The organism is Promicromonospora sukumoe (assembly GCF_014137995.1).
Classification (GTDB): Bacteria; Actinomycetota; Actinomycetes; order Actinomycetales; family Cellulomonadaceae; genus Promicromonospora; species Promicromonospora sukumoe.
Genome location: NZ_JACGWV010000001.1, coordinates 3,085,644 through 3,097,926, shown reverse-complemented (window position 1 = coordinate 3,097,926; position 12,283 = coordinate 3,085,644). Strand labels below are relative to the sequence as shown.

The following is a 12,283-nucleotide window of genomic DNA, read 5'->3' as shown; positions in this document are numbered from 1 at the left end:
CGGTGTTGAGCACAGCAGCTGCTGCCAGGCGGGCCGGTCTGGTGGCAGCAACTGCTGTGGTCAACGATGAGAATCGTCGTGGCGGGACGGGCCGGTCGTGGGGCAGGGTGGGCGCATGAGCGCACCCAGCGACGCCGCAGCCGGCTCCCGTCCTGACGCCACGTCCGACGTCGGGCCCCGGGCCGTGACCAGCGTGCGGGAGGCCGGCGCCGCGGACTGGCCCGTCATCTGGCCGATCGTCCAGGAGGTCGTGCGCGCCGCCGACACCTTCGCGTACGAGCCCACCATGGGCGAGGCCGACGCCCGCGCGGGGTGGCTGGAGGCGCCGCGGCGCGTCGTCGTCGCCGAGCGTGACGGCGTGGTGGTCGGCACCGCGAACATGTACCCCAACCGGCCGGGTCCGGGCAGCCACATCGCGTCGGGCAGCATCATGGTCGACCGAGCGGTGCGCGGCTCCGGCGCCGGCCGCGCGCTGGTCGAGGACATGATCGCCTGGGCCGCCCGCGAGGGCTTCGCCGCGATCCAGTTCAACGCCGTGGTCGACACGAACGCCGCCGCCGTGCACCTGTACGAGAGCCTCGGCTTCGTCACCCTCGGCATCGCGCCCGGCGCGTTCCGGCACCCCGAGCTGGGCGACGTCGGCCTGCGGATCATGTGGCGCGACCTGAGCGACCTCCGCACGGCCGACGCCGGGGGCGAGGCCTGAGATGCGCTGCTCCGTGAACGTCCCCAACTTCGGCGACTTCGCCGACCCGCGCGCCGTCGCCACCGTGGCGCGCGCCGCCGAGGACGCCGGCTGGGACGGCCTGTTCGTCTGGGACCACGTGGTCCACCGCAAGGAGTCGCGCCGCGGCCAGCCGTTCGGCGACCCGTGGATGCTGCTCACCGCCGCGGCGCTCGCGACGTCGACGATCCGGCTCGGCACGTTGGTCACGCCCGTGGCCCGACGGCGCCCCGAGCAGCTCGCCCGCCAGGTCGCGACCCTCGATGTGCTCAGCGGCGGCCGCGTGGTCTTCGGTGCCGGGCTGGGCGGGCCCGTCGAGGACGAGTTCGGCAGCTTCGGCGACGAGACCGACCCCGTGGTGCTCGCGGAGAAGCTCGACGAGGGCCTCGGCCTGCTCGCCCGGTACTGGGCGGGGGAGCGCGTCGACCACGACGGCCCGCACTACCGGGTGCGCGACGTCGAGATCCTCCCCGCCACGGCCCAGCGCCCCCGGCCCCCGGTGTGGGTCGGCGGCTTCTGGCCGGCCCGCCGGCCGTTCCGGCGGGCGGCGCGGTGGGACGGCGTCGTGCCGCTGTTCGCGTCCGGGCACGGTGTGCCGCCCACGCCCGGCGAGGTCCGCGAGGTCACTGGCTATGTGTCCGAGCACCGGGCGGCGCAGGGCTCGTCCGGCGGCGTCCTCCCGTCCGACGGTGCCCTCCCGTCAGGCGCCGTCGGCCCGTTCGAGGTCGTCGTCGGCGGGCTGACGACGCCGGAGGCGGCGGCCGACGTCGTCGGGCCGCTGGCCGAGGCCGGGGCGACCTGGTGGGACGAGCGCGGCCTGTACGAGTCGCCGGACCTCTACTCCCTGCCGACGGTCCTGCGCCGGGTCGAGGCCGGCCCGCCCCGGCTCTGAGCCCGTCGGGCGCTCAGCTCCGCTGGTCCGCGTTCCAGCGCGCGATGTCCTCGTCGGTGACGTTCACCGGGCCGGTCGCCGGCTGCGTGATGCGGATGTGGTTGCCGAACGGGTCGCGCAGGGCGCAGTCGATGCCGTACGGCTGCTCGACGGGCTCCTCGGTGAACTCGACGCCCTTCGCGCGCAGGTCGGTGTAGGTGCGCCGGCAGTCGTCGGTGGTCAGGATGCACGCGACCCCGAGCGCACCCTTGGTCACCAGGTCCCGGACCTGCGCCGCGACCTCCTCGCTCAGGGACGGCGGGCCCGGCACCTCCAGGAGCAGGTGGCGGTCCGGGTCCGACGGCAGGGAGACGGTCAGCCAGCGCATGAAGCCCATGTCGACGTCGTTGCTGACCTCGAACCCGAGCTTGCCGACGTAGAAGTCGAGGGCCTCGTCCTGGTCGAGCACGGTCACGGCGGTGATGGAGATGTTCTTGAACATGTTTACCACGCTAGGACCGGTCCGGCCGGGTGCGCTTCTCCGAAACTGCTCGGCCGGGATTGCTTGGCCGGGACCGCTCAGCCCGCCGGCCGCATCCAGCTCTTCACGAAGCACACGGGGGCGGCGACCGGCCGGGTCCGCCGCCGGTACTCCGTCGGGGAGACGCCGACGACGTCCCGGAACGTGCGGCTGAACGTGCCCAGGCTGTTGGACCCCACCAGCAGCGCAACCTCCGTCACCGGCGTGGCCGTGTTGCGCAGCAGCGCCATCGCGCGCTCCAGCCGGCGTCGCTGCAGGTAGCGGTGCGGCGTCTCGCCGAACGTCGCCCGGAAGCTGCGGCTGAAGTGGGACGGCGAGACGTGCGCGATCCGGGCCAGGGTCGGCACGTCGAGCGGCGCGGCGTAGTCGCGGTCGATGGCGTCCCGGGCGCGCAGCAGCAGCCGGTTGTCCCGCTCGCGCGTCGACATCCCACGCCGCACCTGCGGCCGTGCAGCCACCCCAAAGCTCACGCCCCCACCCTACGACCGGGAACCGCGCCGGTCGCTGACCTGGATTCAGCAGGCCGCCGGCGACCGTTCCGGCGCCGATGCGGTCGCCCGCGGCCTGCTGAACCCACCTCAGTCCGGGGGAGCCTTGACGACCCCGGTGCTCAAGTGATTTAGTCACTTTATGACTCAAGGTAGAGCCTCCTTCTCCGAGCAGCTCGCGGACGACATCGTCCAGCTGATCCGCTCCGAGAGCCTCGGCCCCGGCGACGTGCTGGAGTCCTCCCGCGACCTGGCCAAGCGGTTCGCCGTCACGACGCCCACGGTCCGGGAGGCCCTGCGGCGGCTGGAGGCGACCGGCGTGGTCGAGCTGCGGCACGGCTCCGGCACCTACATCGGCCCGGGCATCGAGCGGTCGGTGCTGGCCAACCCGCACCGGCCGCACATCACGCGCTCCTCGGTGATCGAGCTGGTCCAGGCCCGCCTGGTGATCGAGCCGGGCATCGCCGCCCTCGCCGCGAGCGCCCGTGACGCCGCCGCCCTGCAGCGGCTGGAGGCCGCGGCGGCGACGGCGCTGCAGCCGCCGGTGCACGGGTTCCGGCCGGCGTTGAACTTCCATGTGGAGCTGGCGGCGGCGTCGGGCAACGGGCTGCTGCGCGAGACGGTGGAGGCGCTGCTGCACGTGCGGGCGTCGGAGCAGACGGAGATCCGGTTCCGGTACGACGACCGGCAGCGGGACCACGCGGAGCACCTGGAGATCCTGGCCGCAGTGCGCGACGGCGACGGCGCGGCCGCCGAGCGGCTGACGCGGGCGCACCTGACCACGATCCGGGAGTCGCTGGAGGCGGCGGACTTCGGGGAGGTGGCCCCGTGAGCGCTCCGTACCTTCTGGCGGAGATGACGACGGCGGAGGCGGCGGACGCCGTCGCGCGCGGCACGGTCGTGGTGATCCCGGCCGGGGCGCTGGAGCAGCACGGCCCGGGCATGGCGCTCGGCACGGACCTGGTGCGGGCCGAGGGTGTGGTGGCGCAGGTCGCCGCGAACCTGCCCGGCCAGGTGGTGGTGGGGCCGTCGATCCCCGTGGGGGTCTCGCCGCACCACATGGCGTTCGCGGGCACGGTCACGCTGACGACGACGACGTTCGCCGCCGTCGTGCGCGAGTACGTGACCAGCCTGCACCGGCACGGCTGGACCCGGTTCCTGGTGGTCACCGGGCACGGGGGCAACAACGCGACGCTGACGACGGTGGCGCAGGACCTGCTCGTGTCCCACCCGGGCGTGCAGCTCGCCTGGTCGCCGCTGACGTCGCTCGCGGGCGACGCCGTGGCCGCCATGGAGCCCAGCGCCGTGCACGGGCACTCCGGCGAGGCCGAGACCGCGCAGATGCTGCACCTCGCGCCCCACCTGGTGCACACCGACCGGCTGGAGCCGGGCACCACCACCCCGGACCAGCTCGACGACGTCTCCCGCACGGCGCGCCGCCACGCGCAGCCCGCCCTGACCCTGCCGTACGACCGGCTCAGCCCCAACGGCGTGCTCGGCGACCCGCGCCGCGCCACCGCCGAGGACGGCGCCGCGATCGTCAAGGCGATCGTCGACCGCATCACGACCTTCCTCACGGAGTGGCCGCCCGCGTAGCGCCGGCACCCCGACAGCACCCACAGCAACCCCACCGCACGCACCTGGCCCGCCAGGTGTCCGCCCCGCCATGCCCGCACGCGGCCTGGCGCCCAGAAAGGACTCGCATGTCAACGACGACAGCATCACCCCGACCCGCGCCCGACGGACGACGAGGGCACGGCCAACGGCGGCCGGGCCGGCGCGCGGCGCTCCTGACCGCGCTGGCGCTCGCCGCCTCCGGCCTGGCCGGCCCGGTCGGCGCCACGACGGCGGCGGCCGCGCCCGCACCGGCCGCGCCATCTGCCCACCCCCTGCGCTCCGCGGGCTGCGGCACCGACCCCGGCCAGGAGCCGGGCAGCAGCGTGCTGCGCACCCTGACCAGCGACGGCCGCGAGCGCACCGTCCAGCTCCACCTGCCGGACGGCTACCGCAGCGACCGGGCATGGCCCGTCGTCCTGGTGTTCCACGGCCGCGGCAACACAGGCGCGGGCACGGAGGCGTTCTCCGGCCTGGACGCGCTGCCCGCGATCGTCGCGTACGGCAACGGCGTGATCGGCACCGGCGACGGCGACCGGCAGGCCTGGGAGGGCGCGCCGTACTCGGCCCCCGGCGTCGACGACATCGCGTACACGAACGACCTGCTGGACACCCTGGAGCGGGACCTGTGCGTGGACCCGCGGCGCGTGTACGCGACCGGCAAGTCCAACGGCGCGGGCTTCACGGGCATCCTGGCGTGCGAGCTGTCCGACCGGATCGCCGCGATCGCCCCGGTGGCCGCCGCGTTCTACGGCACGGGCCACCCGGACTGCGACCCGGCGCGGCCGGTGCCGGTGATCGACTTCCACGGCACGGACGACGTGACCATCCCGTACGCGGGCGACCCGGACCGCGGCCTGCCCGCGATCCCGGACTGGGTGGGCGGCTGGGCCGGGCGCAACGGCTGCGCCACGGGGCCCGACGTCGAGCAGACGGCGTTCGACGTGACCACGTCCCGCTGGACGGACTGCGACCGGGGCGCCGAGGTGACGCACGTGGCGGTGCTCGGCGGCGGGCACACCTGGCCGGGGGAGGACAGCTACTCCGGCGGCGGGTACGCGACGCACAGCATCGAGGCCCACGAGGTGCTCTGGGAGTTCCTGGGCGACGAGCGGCTGCCGGTCCGGTTCCTCACCGGGGCGGCGTCATGAGCGCCCCCTCGAAGCCGGCCACGCCCGGCACCGAGCCGGACCGCCTGCCCCGCGTGCTGCGGGCGCTCGCCGTCGTCGAGCGGCTCGGCAACGCCCTGCCGCACCCGTTCTGGCTGTTCTGGATCCTCGCGGCCATCCTGGGCGTGACGAGCGCCGGGCTGGCGGCGGCGGGCGTGTCCGTGGTCTCGCCCGCCGACGGCGAGACCGTCGTGGTGCAGAACCTGCTCAGCGGCGCGGGCCTGGCGATGGCCGTGTCGACCGCCGTCGACAACTTCGCGACGTTCGGCCCGATGGGCACCATCGTCGTGGTCATCATGGGTGTCGCCATCGCGGAGCGCACGGGCTTCCTGTCGGCGGCGATGAAGGTCTCCGTCTCCCGGGTGCCGGTCGGCTGGGTCGTCTTCGCCGTGGCGTTCGCGGGCACCGTCTCGCACGTGGCGAGCGCCGCCGCGTACATCATCCTGGTGCCGCTGGGCGGGCTGGCGTTCCGGGCGGTGGGCAAGTCGCCGATCCTCGGCGTCGTCGTCGCGTACACGTCGATCGCGTCCGGGTACGACGCGAGCCCCGTCCCGACGCCGAACGACGCGATCTTCGCGGGCATCACCACGGAGGCCGCGCGGATCATCGACCCGAACGCGTACGTCTCGCCGGTGAGCAACTGGTACTTCAACATCGGCTCGTCGCTGCTGCTGGCGATCGTGATCACCCTGGTCACGAACTTGGTCCTGGCCAAGCGGCCGGACCTGGACGCGGACCCGGACGCCGACCTGGACGACGTCGCGGGCCTGGAGCTCTCGCCGCGGGACCGCAAGGCCCTGCGCGCCGCGCTGCTGTCGGGCCTGGCCGCGATCGTGCTGATCGCCGTGGTGGTGCTGCTGCCGTCGTCCCCGCTGCGGGGCGAGGGCGGCAGCCTGACGGAGTCGCCGTTCCTGGACGGCATCGCGGCGATCGTGGCCGTGCTGTTCGCGCTGGTCGGCATCGTGTACGGCTGGCGGTCCGGGGAGATCACGACGGCGGGAGACGTGCCCAAGCTGATGGCCGAGGGCGTGCGGCAGATGGCGCCGGTCCTCGTGCTGTTCTTTGCCATCGCGCAGTTCCTGGCGTACTTCGACTGGACGCACATCGGCGACGTCATCGCCGTGAACTCCGCCGAGGCGCTGGAGACCAGCGGCGTGCCGATCTGGGCGGTGTTCCTGGCGATCCTCGCGCTGCTGTCCGTGGTGAACGTGCTCGTGACCAGCGGCTCGGCGATGTGGGCCATCGCGGCGCCCGTCGTCGTGCCCATGCTGATGCTGCTGGACGTGCCCGCCGAGACCACGCAGGCGCTGTTCCGCATCGCCGACTCGGGGTCGACGGCGATCACGCCGATGAGCCCGTACTTCATCATGGCGCTCGGGTTCCTGCAGCGGTACCGCAAGGACGCCGGCATCGGCACCCTGGCCTCGTACACGCTGCCGCTCGCGGTCTGCATGACGCTCGCCTGGACCGCGCTGTTCTTCGCCTGGTGGGCGCTCGGCATCCCGCTCGGGCCGGGCGCGCCGGTGCGCTGACGCCGCCCGTGCGCTGACGCACACGTGGCCCCGCCGTCGGGCACGACGGCGGGGCCACGGTGATGATGGCCGGTGATGAACGCGATCCTGCTGCTGCCCGCCGGCATCGTCCTGCTCAACGTCTTCGCCCTGGCGCTGGTGCTGCTGCGGGCCCCGTTGTTCAAGCTGCCGGTGTACTGGCCGATGGTGCTGAACGTCGGGCTGTCGGTCGCGCCCGCCGTGGTCCTCGGCGTCGGGGTGCTGCTGGTGCTGGGCATCATCACGTTCGTGCCGAACCAGGTGCTCATGCTCACGGTGATCGCGCTGGTGCTGCTCGTCTGGGTGCTGCTGCTGCCGAACGCGGCCTACCTGGTCACGGAGCTGAACTTCTCCCACCGGCGGCCTGTCGAGGACCCGGCGCCGCTCTGGTACGACATCGTCATGGTGCTCTCGCTCGCGCTGTCGGGCGTGCTGAACATGCTGATGAACGTGCTGCTGGTCCAGTTCGCCTTCGTGCTGATCATGCGGCCCAACGACGACGACCCCTACCGGCAGCCCGACTCGTGGGTGCTGGTAGGGGTCACTCTCGTGCTGGTCAGCGTGGGCATCTACCTGGGGCGGTACATCCGGTTCAACTCCTGGGACCTGCTGCACCCCGGGTCGTTCGTGCGCAAGCTCGCCGAGCACTTCCGGGTGGCGGCCCACTGGCGGACGCTCGCCGGGTTCGTCGTCGTGCACACGCTGTTCTTCGGGCTGGTGTACCTGCTCGTGGTCGCGCCCGTGGTGCTGATGGTGGCCGCCGTGAGCGTCTGAGCGCTCAGTCCGGCAGCGCCCCCACACCGAAGTACGTGGTGCAGGCACCGCCCTCCGACTCGTAGCCCGTGGACAGCTCCAGCACCTCACCCCGCTCCGGCAGCGCCAGCAGCGTGGGGCTGTAGTTGGGGCAGTAGTTGTTCCACGGGTCGAGGATGCTCACCGGCGCCTGCGCCGTGGCCCAGTCGTCCTCCGGCACGCCCTCGTTGGTCATGAGCGTGGACCCGCTGCCGGGTAGCACCGCGCCGTCGGCCCCGTAGAGCATCTGCCCGACGCCGAGCAGCCGCCCGTCCGGCGTGCCGTCGTCGTACCAGGAGATGTTCGGGGTGTGCCGGAAGTGCGTGCCGTCCGCCGTCTCGACCGGCGCGCCGATCTCGGTGACCGGCTGCCAGGCGGTCCCGTCCGCCGAGCGGCGCGTGTAGTGCCGGCAGTCCTGCACCGGGCCGCACACCTCGTAGCTCATCAGGTAGTCGCCCTCCGGCAGCGTCCGCACCACCGGCATCCCCGGGCGCAGCCCGGAGTCCGGCAGCGCGATCACGTCGGTCAGCGGCGACCAGGTCACGCCGTCGGGCGACGTGGCCTGCACGATCACCTGGCTGTGCGTGGGCTGCTGGTTCTCGTCGGAGACGTACAGCACCAGCTCGCCGCCGGGGGAGACGGCGAACTCCGGCTCCCACAGCCCCTTGCCGCCCGACGCCGTCGCCGCCGTCGAGACGTGCTCCCACGTACGGCCCTGGTCCGTGCTGGCCCAGACCGGCAGCGTCATCCGGCGCGTGGACTCGTCCTCCTGCTGGCCCACCGACGCCGACCACAGCAGGGTGCCCTCCGGCAGGTCGCCGACCTGCCGCGGCAGCTCGAACAGCGTGGAGCAGCACAGCCCCTGCGTGGCCCCCGGGTCGGAGACCGTGCCGACGCGCTCGAAGCTGCGGCCGTCGTCCGTGCTGTGGAAGATCGCGCCGTGCCCGGTGTCGCCGTCGAACGTGACGGTGCTGACCACGATGGTGCCGTCCGCCTCGCCGGAGTGCTCCAGCTCGATCGCGCGCGGGTACAGGGAGACGCCCTCCATGAGGCGGGTCCCGTTCTCCGCCCCGCCCGGTGGCGGTTCGGCCCTGCCCGCCCCGCCGGCCCCGGCCGCCGTCGCCGGGGCGACGGCGGTGGACAGGGCGAGCGCGGCGAGCGCCAGGACGGTGAACGTGCGTCGGACAACCATGGGTGGCACCTCTCTGATCGGCGGTGATCTCGGACAGTGGTCTCGCTGGTCGTGCTCGTCGTGCAGGTTACGTCAGCCGGTGGCGTCGATGGCCGACTGGAGCTCCTCGATGAACCGCTGCGCGGCGTCCTGCGGCGTGAGCTGGCCGAACTGCACCTGCTGGTTGTACCGGGACAGGATCGTCTCCACCTCGCTGGCGCCGTTCGGGGTGATGGGCGGTGCGTCGCCCGCCTCCTTCGACACCAGCTCCGTGAACGTCAGGGCCTTGCGGCCGGCCTCGTCCAGCGACGGCTCGACCGCGGCCTGGAACTCCTCGCTGGCGGGGATGCCGCGCTCCGTGCCGAACGCCTCGGCCACCTCGGGGTCGTTGACGAGGAAGTCGATGAGCAGCGCGGCCTCGGCCGGGTGCTCCGACTGCGACGAGCCCGCCCAGTACATCGACGGCTTCGGGTACTGGAAGCCCTCCTGCGTGCCCGGGTCGGCCGGCCAGTCCACGATCTCGAAGTTCGAGTCGGGCGCGGCGGCCGAGATCGCCGTGAACAGCCCGGCCGGCTGGAACTCCATCGCGACGTCGCCCACGACCAGGCTGCCCTGGTCCAGCGGCACGCCCTGCTTCTCGCTCAGGGCGGCGGCCGACGGCGCGGCGCCCGACTCGATCCAGTCGAGCCGCTGCTGCCAGTAGGCCGCGAGAGTGGCGGGGTCGATCGCGACGTCGCCCTCCTCGTTGAACAGCGCCTCGCCGCGCTGGCGGGCGAAGACCTCCAGGGTGAACGAGTCCGCCCCGAACGGGGTCAGGCCGTGCACCTCGCCGCCGGACGCCTCGGTGATCGCCTCGGCGGTGGCGTTGAACTCGTCCCACGTCCACGTGTCCGTGTCGGGGACCGGCACGCCGTACTTCTCGAAGACCGAGGTGTTCAGCACGACGCCGTTCCCGGCCACGCCGATCGGCACGGCGTACAGGCTGCCGTCCACGCGCCCGCCGCCCAGCACGGTCTCGGGCAGCGAGCTCGCGTCCACGAACTCCGGCAGCGCGTCGAGGTCGAGCAGGGCGCCGCGTCCCGCGTACGAGGCGAGGTAGAGCTGGTCGAACTGGACGACGTCGGGCATGTCTCCCGCCGCCGCCGTCGTCGCCAGGCGGTCCCAGTACCCGCCCCAGTCCGCGTACGTGGGCTCCACGGTGATGCGGGGGTTCTTCTCCTCGAACAGCTCGATCGCGTCGAGGGTCGCCTGGTGGCGGGCGTCCGCGCCCCACCAGGTCATCGTCAGGGTCACGTCACCCTCGCTGAGCTCCGCGTCGGCGGGGTCCGGGGCGATGCCGCACCCGGCCACGCCGACGCTCAGGGCGAGGGCCGAGCCGGCCAGCACACCACGTCGCACGCGTCGTTCCATCGTGGGCCGTCCTCCGGTCGAAAGTCGTGGGCTCATCACTTGCCGCCCGTCGTCGCGATGCCGCGCAGCAGGAACCGCTGCCCGAACAGGAACACGAGGAACACGGGGATCAGCGAGACGACGCTCATCGCGAACAGCGCCCCGAAGTCGGACTGCGACTGGGCGTCGATGAACTGCCGCAGCGCGACCGGGACCGTGTAGAGGTCGGGGTCGGTCACGAAGATGAGCTGGGAGAAGAAGTCGTTCCAGGTCCAGATGAACGTGAAGATCGTGGTGGTCGCCAGCGCGGGCACCATGAGCGGCAGGATCACCTGGAGGAAGATCCGGGCGTGCCCGGCGCCGTCGATCCGCGCGGCCTCGTCGAGCTCGCGCGGGATGCCGCGCACGAACTGGACCATGAGGAACACGAAGAACGCGTCCGTGGCCAGCAGCTTGGGCACGATCAGCGGCAGGTAGGTGTTGATCCAGCCGATCTGGGCGAACATCACGTACTGCGGGATGATCAGCACGTGCACCGGCAGCATGATGGTCAGGAGCATCGCGGCGAACGCGACGGTCTTGGCGCGGAACTGCAGCCGGGCGAACGCGTAGGCCGCCATCGAGCAGGACACGAGGTTGCCCACCACGGAGCCCAGCACGACCAGGGCCGAGTTGAGCAGGTAGCTGCCGAACGGCTTGCTCAGGGCGTTCCAGCCGTCGGGGTAGTGGCTCAGGTCGAACGTGTCGATCAGCAGCCCGGGGCTGGTGAAGATCTCGTCGTTCGGCCGCAGCGAGCTGGTCACCATCCACAGCAGCGGGTACAGCATCACGACCGCGACGAGGATCAGGCCCACGTGGGCCAGGACGCGCGGGCGGCGCCGGCGGTGCTTGATGACCAGGGGGGCCTTGCCCGGCTCGGTGGTCGGGTCGGTGGTTGCGAGAGTTTCAGTCGTCATAGAACACCCAGTACTTCGAGGCCCAGAAGTTCAGGGCCGTGAACGCGCCGATGATGATGAGCAGCAGCCACGCGAGCGCCGACGCGTACCCCATGCGGAAGCCGGCGAAGCCTTCCTGGTAGAGGTACAGCGAGAAGAAGAGCGTGGAGTCGGCCGGTCCGCCGCTGCCGTTGGAGACGATGAACGCCTGCGTGAACGACTGGAAGCTGCCGATCAGCCCGAGCACCAGGTTGAAGAAGATGATCGGGCTCAGCAGGGGCAGCGTGATCTTGCGGAGCTGCTGCCACTTGTTCGCGCCGTCGGTCGACGCGGCGTCGTAGTACTGCCGCGGGATCTGCCGCAGGCCGGCGAGGAAGATGACCATCGGCGCGCCGAACGTCCAGACGTGCAGCACGATCAGGGTGCCGAGCGCGGTGTCCGGCTCGGCCACCCAGGCGGGACCCTGGATGCCGAACAGGCCCAGGAACGCGTTGACCAGGCCCTCTCCGCCGAACACGAGGCGCCACAGCACGGCGATGGCCACACTCGCCCCGAGCAGGGAGGGCAGGTAGAGCATCGACCGGTACAGGGCGAGGCCCCGGATGCCGCGGTCCAGCAGGAGCGCGAGACCGAGGGCGACCGCGAGCTGGATCGGCACGGAGACCACCACGTAGGTGAGCGTCGCGGCCAGCGACTTGCCCAGCCGCTCGTCACCGACCATGCGCTGGATGTTCTCCAGCCCCACGAAGTTCGGGTCCTGCAGCAGGTTGTAGTCCGTGAAGGCCAGGTAGAGCGAGGCCAGCATCGGGCCGATCGTGATGCCGACCAGGCCGAGCAGCCAGGGCGCCAGGAAGACCGCCGCGGCCTTCGAGTCCCGGCTTCGTTCCTTCTTCAGCGCCGCCTTCTGGTCGGCGGTCAGGCTGCCCCGGCCGGAACGGCTGAGCGTCCGCAGCTCGCCGATAGCGCTCACGACGCGCGCTCCGGGCTGACCGGACGGGCGCGCCTGGCGGCGCCGGACCCTCCGTGAGGGGTGGTGGGA

Annotated in this window: 13 protein-coding genes; 7 read left to right on the top strand and 6 right to left on the bottom strand. The window is 72.4% G+C overall.

The genetic code is table 11. The features are described 5' to 3' along the window. Positions 1 to 115 precede the first annotated feature (115 nt). Together FHX71_RS13750 and FHX71_RS13745 are read left to right on the top strand one after the other, a co-directional pair. A complete protein-coding gene (locus tag FHX71_RS13750) occupies positions 116 to 706 on the top strand; it encodes a GNAT family N-acetyltransferase (RefSeq protein ID WP_220489676.1) in 591 nt (196 codons plus the stop codon). Between the two features lie 13 nt (positions 707 to 719). Beyond that, positions 720 to 1,616, top strand: a complete 897-nt coding sequence (locus tag FHX71_RS13745) for an LLM class flavin-dependent oxidoreductase (RefSeq protein ID WP_312877045.1) — start codon at positions 720 to 722, stop codon at positions 1,614 to 1,616. Positions 1,617 to 1,629: 13 nt separating this feature from the next. On the opposite strand, the gene FHX71_RS13740 is transcribed toward FHX71_RS13745, so the two are convergent. Both FHX71_RS13740 and FHX71_RS13735 read right to left on the bottom strand, forming a co-directional pair. Next, entirely contained in the window at positions 1,630 to 2,097 is a 468-nt protein-coding gene (locus tag FHX71_RS13740; RefSeq protein ID WP_182617111.1) for a VOC family protein, read from the bottom strand. Between the two features lie 77 nt (positions 2,098 to 2,174). Continuing rightward, positions 2,175 to 2,564, bottom strand: coding sequence for a helix-turn-helix domain-containing protein (locus tag FHX71_RS13735; RefSeq protein ID WP_182618706.1), 390 nt, complete (start codon positions 2,562 to 2,564; stop codon positions 2,175 to 2,177). Positions 2,565 to 2,766: 202 nt separating this feature from the next. Here FHX71_RS13735 and FHX71_RS13730 point away from each other — a divergent pair, with 202 nt between their 5' ends. The 5 genes from FHX71_RS13730 to FHX71_RS13710 all read left to right on the top strand — a co-directional run bounded on the left by FHX71_RS13730 (position 2,767) and on the right by FHX71_RS13710 (position 7,731). Then, positions 2,767 to 3,456 carry a FadR/GntR family transcriptional regulator gene (locus FHX71_RS13730; protein ID WP_182617109.1) on the top strand — a complete coding sequence of 230 codons (690 nt, stop codon included), beginning with the start codon at positions 2,767 to 2,769 and terminating at the stop codon, positions 3,454 to 3,456. Then, positions 3,453 to 4,220, top strand: a complete 768-nt coding sequence (locus FHX71_RS13725) for a creatininase family protein (protein WP_312877043.1) — start codon at positions 3,453 to 3,455, stop codon at positions 4,218 to 4,220. Before FHX71_RS13730 ends, FHX71_RS13725 begins: the two co-directional genes overlap by 4 nt. A 107-nt stretch (positions 4,221 to 4,327) precedes the next feature. After that, positions 4,328 to 5,389 (top strand): CE1 family esterase, encoded by a 1,062-nt coding sequence (locus tag FHX71_RS13720; protein ID WP_246402565.1) that lies wholly within the window; start codon positions 4,328 to 4,330, stop codon positions 5,387 to 5,389. Next, positions 5,386 to 6,939 (top strand): AbgT family transporter, encoded by a 1,554-nt coding sequence (locus FHX71_RS13715; protein WP_182617107.1) that lies wholly within the window; start codon positions 5,386 to 5,388, stop codon positions 6,937 to 6,939. The genes FHX71_RS13720 and FHX71_RS13715 overlap by 4 nt, the downstream gene beginning before the upstream one ends. Before the next feature lie 75 nt (positions 6,940 to 7,014). Beyond that, the gene (locus FHX71_RS13710; RefSeq protein ID WP_182617105.1) at positions 7,015 to 7,731 is read left to right on the top strand and encodes a DUF1361 domain-containing protein; all 717 of its coding nucleotides are present in this window, start codon (positions 7,015 to 7,017) and stop codon (positions 7,729 to 7,731) included. Positions 7,732 to 7,735: 4 nt separating this feature from the next. Here FHX71_RS13710 and FHX71_RS13705 read toward each other — a convergent pair whose 3' ends face one another. The 4 genes from FHX71_RS13705 to FHX71_RS13690 all read right to left on the bottom strand — a co-directional run bounded on the left by FHX71_RS13705 (position 7,736) and on the right by FHX71_RS13690 (position 12,214). Beyond that, positions 7,736 to 8,941, bottom strand: coding sequence for a sialidase family protein (locus FHX71_RS13705; RefSeq protein WP_182617104.1), 1,206 nt, complete (start codon positions 8,939 to 8,941; stop codon positions 7,736 to 7,738). Positions 8,942 to 9,013: 72 nt separating this feature from the next. Beyond that, entirely contained in the window at positions 9,014 to 10,330 is a 1,317-nt protein-coding gene (locus tag FHX71_RS13700) for an ABC transporter substrate-binding protein (protein WP_182617102.1), read from the bottom strand. Positions 10,331 to 10,365: 35 nt separating this feature from the next. After that, positions 10,366 to 11,265, bottom strand: a complete 900-nt coding sequence (locus tag FHX71_RS13695; protein ID WP_182617100.1) for a carbohydrate ABC transporter permease — start codon at positions 11,263 to 11,265, stop codon at positions 10,366 to 10,368. Continuing rightward, complete coding sequence (locus FHX71_RS13690) at positions 11,255 to 12,214, bottom strand: carbohydrate ABC transporter permease (RefSeq protein WP_182617091.1); 960 nt, start codon at positions 12,212 to 12,214, stop codon at positions 11,255 to 11,257. The genes FHX71_RS13695 and FHX71_RS13690 overlap by 11 nt, the downstream gene beginning before the upstream one ends. Between the last annotated feature and the right edge of the window lie 69 nt (positions 12,215 to 12,283).

Excerpts from the sequence above, each read along its gene's own strand:
- FHX71_RS13750 (WP_220489676.1), top strand. The coding sequence starts at position 116 with ATGAGCGCACCCAGCGACGCCGCAGCCGGCTCCCGTCCTGACGCCACG.
- FHX71_RS13695 (WP_182617100.1), bottom strand. The coding sequence starts at position 11,265 with ATGACGACTGAAACTCTCGCAACCACCGACCCGACCACCGAGCCGGGC.
- FHX71_RS13700 (WP_182617102.1), bottom strand. The coding sequence starts at position 10,330 with ATGGAACGACGCGTGCGACGTGGTGTGCTGGCCGGCTCGGCCCTCGCC.
- FHX71_RS13720 (WP_246402565.1), top strand. The coding sequence starts at position 4,328 with ATGTCAACGACGACAGCATCACCCCGACCCGCGCCCGACGGACGACGA.
- FHX71_RS13740 (WP_182617111.1), bottom strand. The coding sequence starts at position 2,097 with ATGTTCAAGAACATCTCCATCACCGCCGTGACCGTGCTCGACCAGGAC.
- FHX71_RS13730 (WP_182617109.1), top strand. The coding sequence starts at position 2,767 with ATGACTCAAGGTAGAGCCTCCTTCTCCGAGCAGCTCGCGGACGACATC.
- FHX71_RS13710 (WP_182617105.1), top strand. The coding sequence starts at position 7,015 with ATGAACGCGATCCTGCTGCTGCCCGCCGGCATCGTCCTGCTCAACGTC.
- FHX71_RS13735 (WP_182618706.1), bottom strand. The coding sequence starts at position 2,564 with ATGTCGACGCGCGAGCGGGACAACCGGCTGCTGCTGCGCGCCCGGGAC.
- FHX71_RS13715 (WP_182617107.1), top strand. The coding sequence starts at position 5,386 with ATGAGCGCCCCCTCGAAGCCGGCCACGCCCGGCACCGAGCCGGACCGC.
- FHX71_RS13705 (WP_182617104.1), bottom strand. The coding sequence starts at position 8,941 with ATGGTTGTCCGACGCACGTTCACCGTCCTGGCGCTCGCCGCGCTCGCC.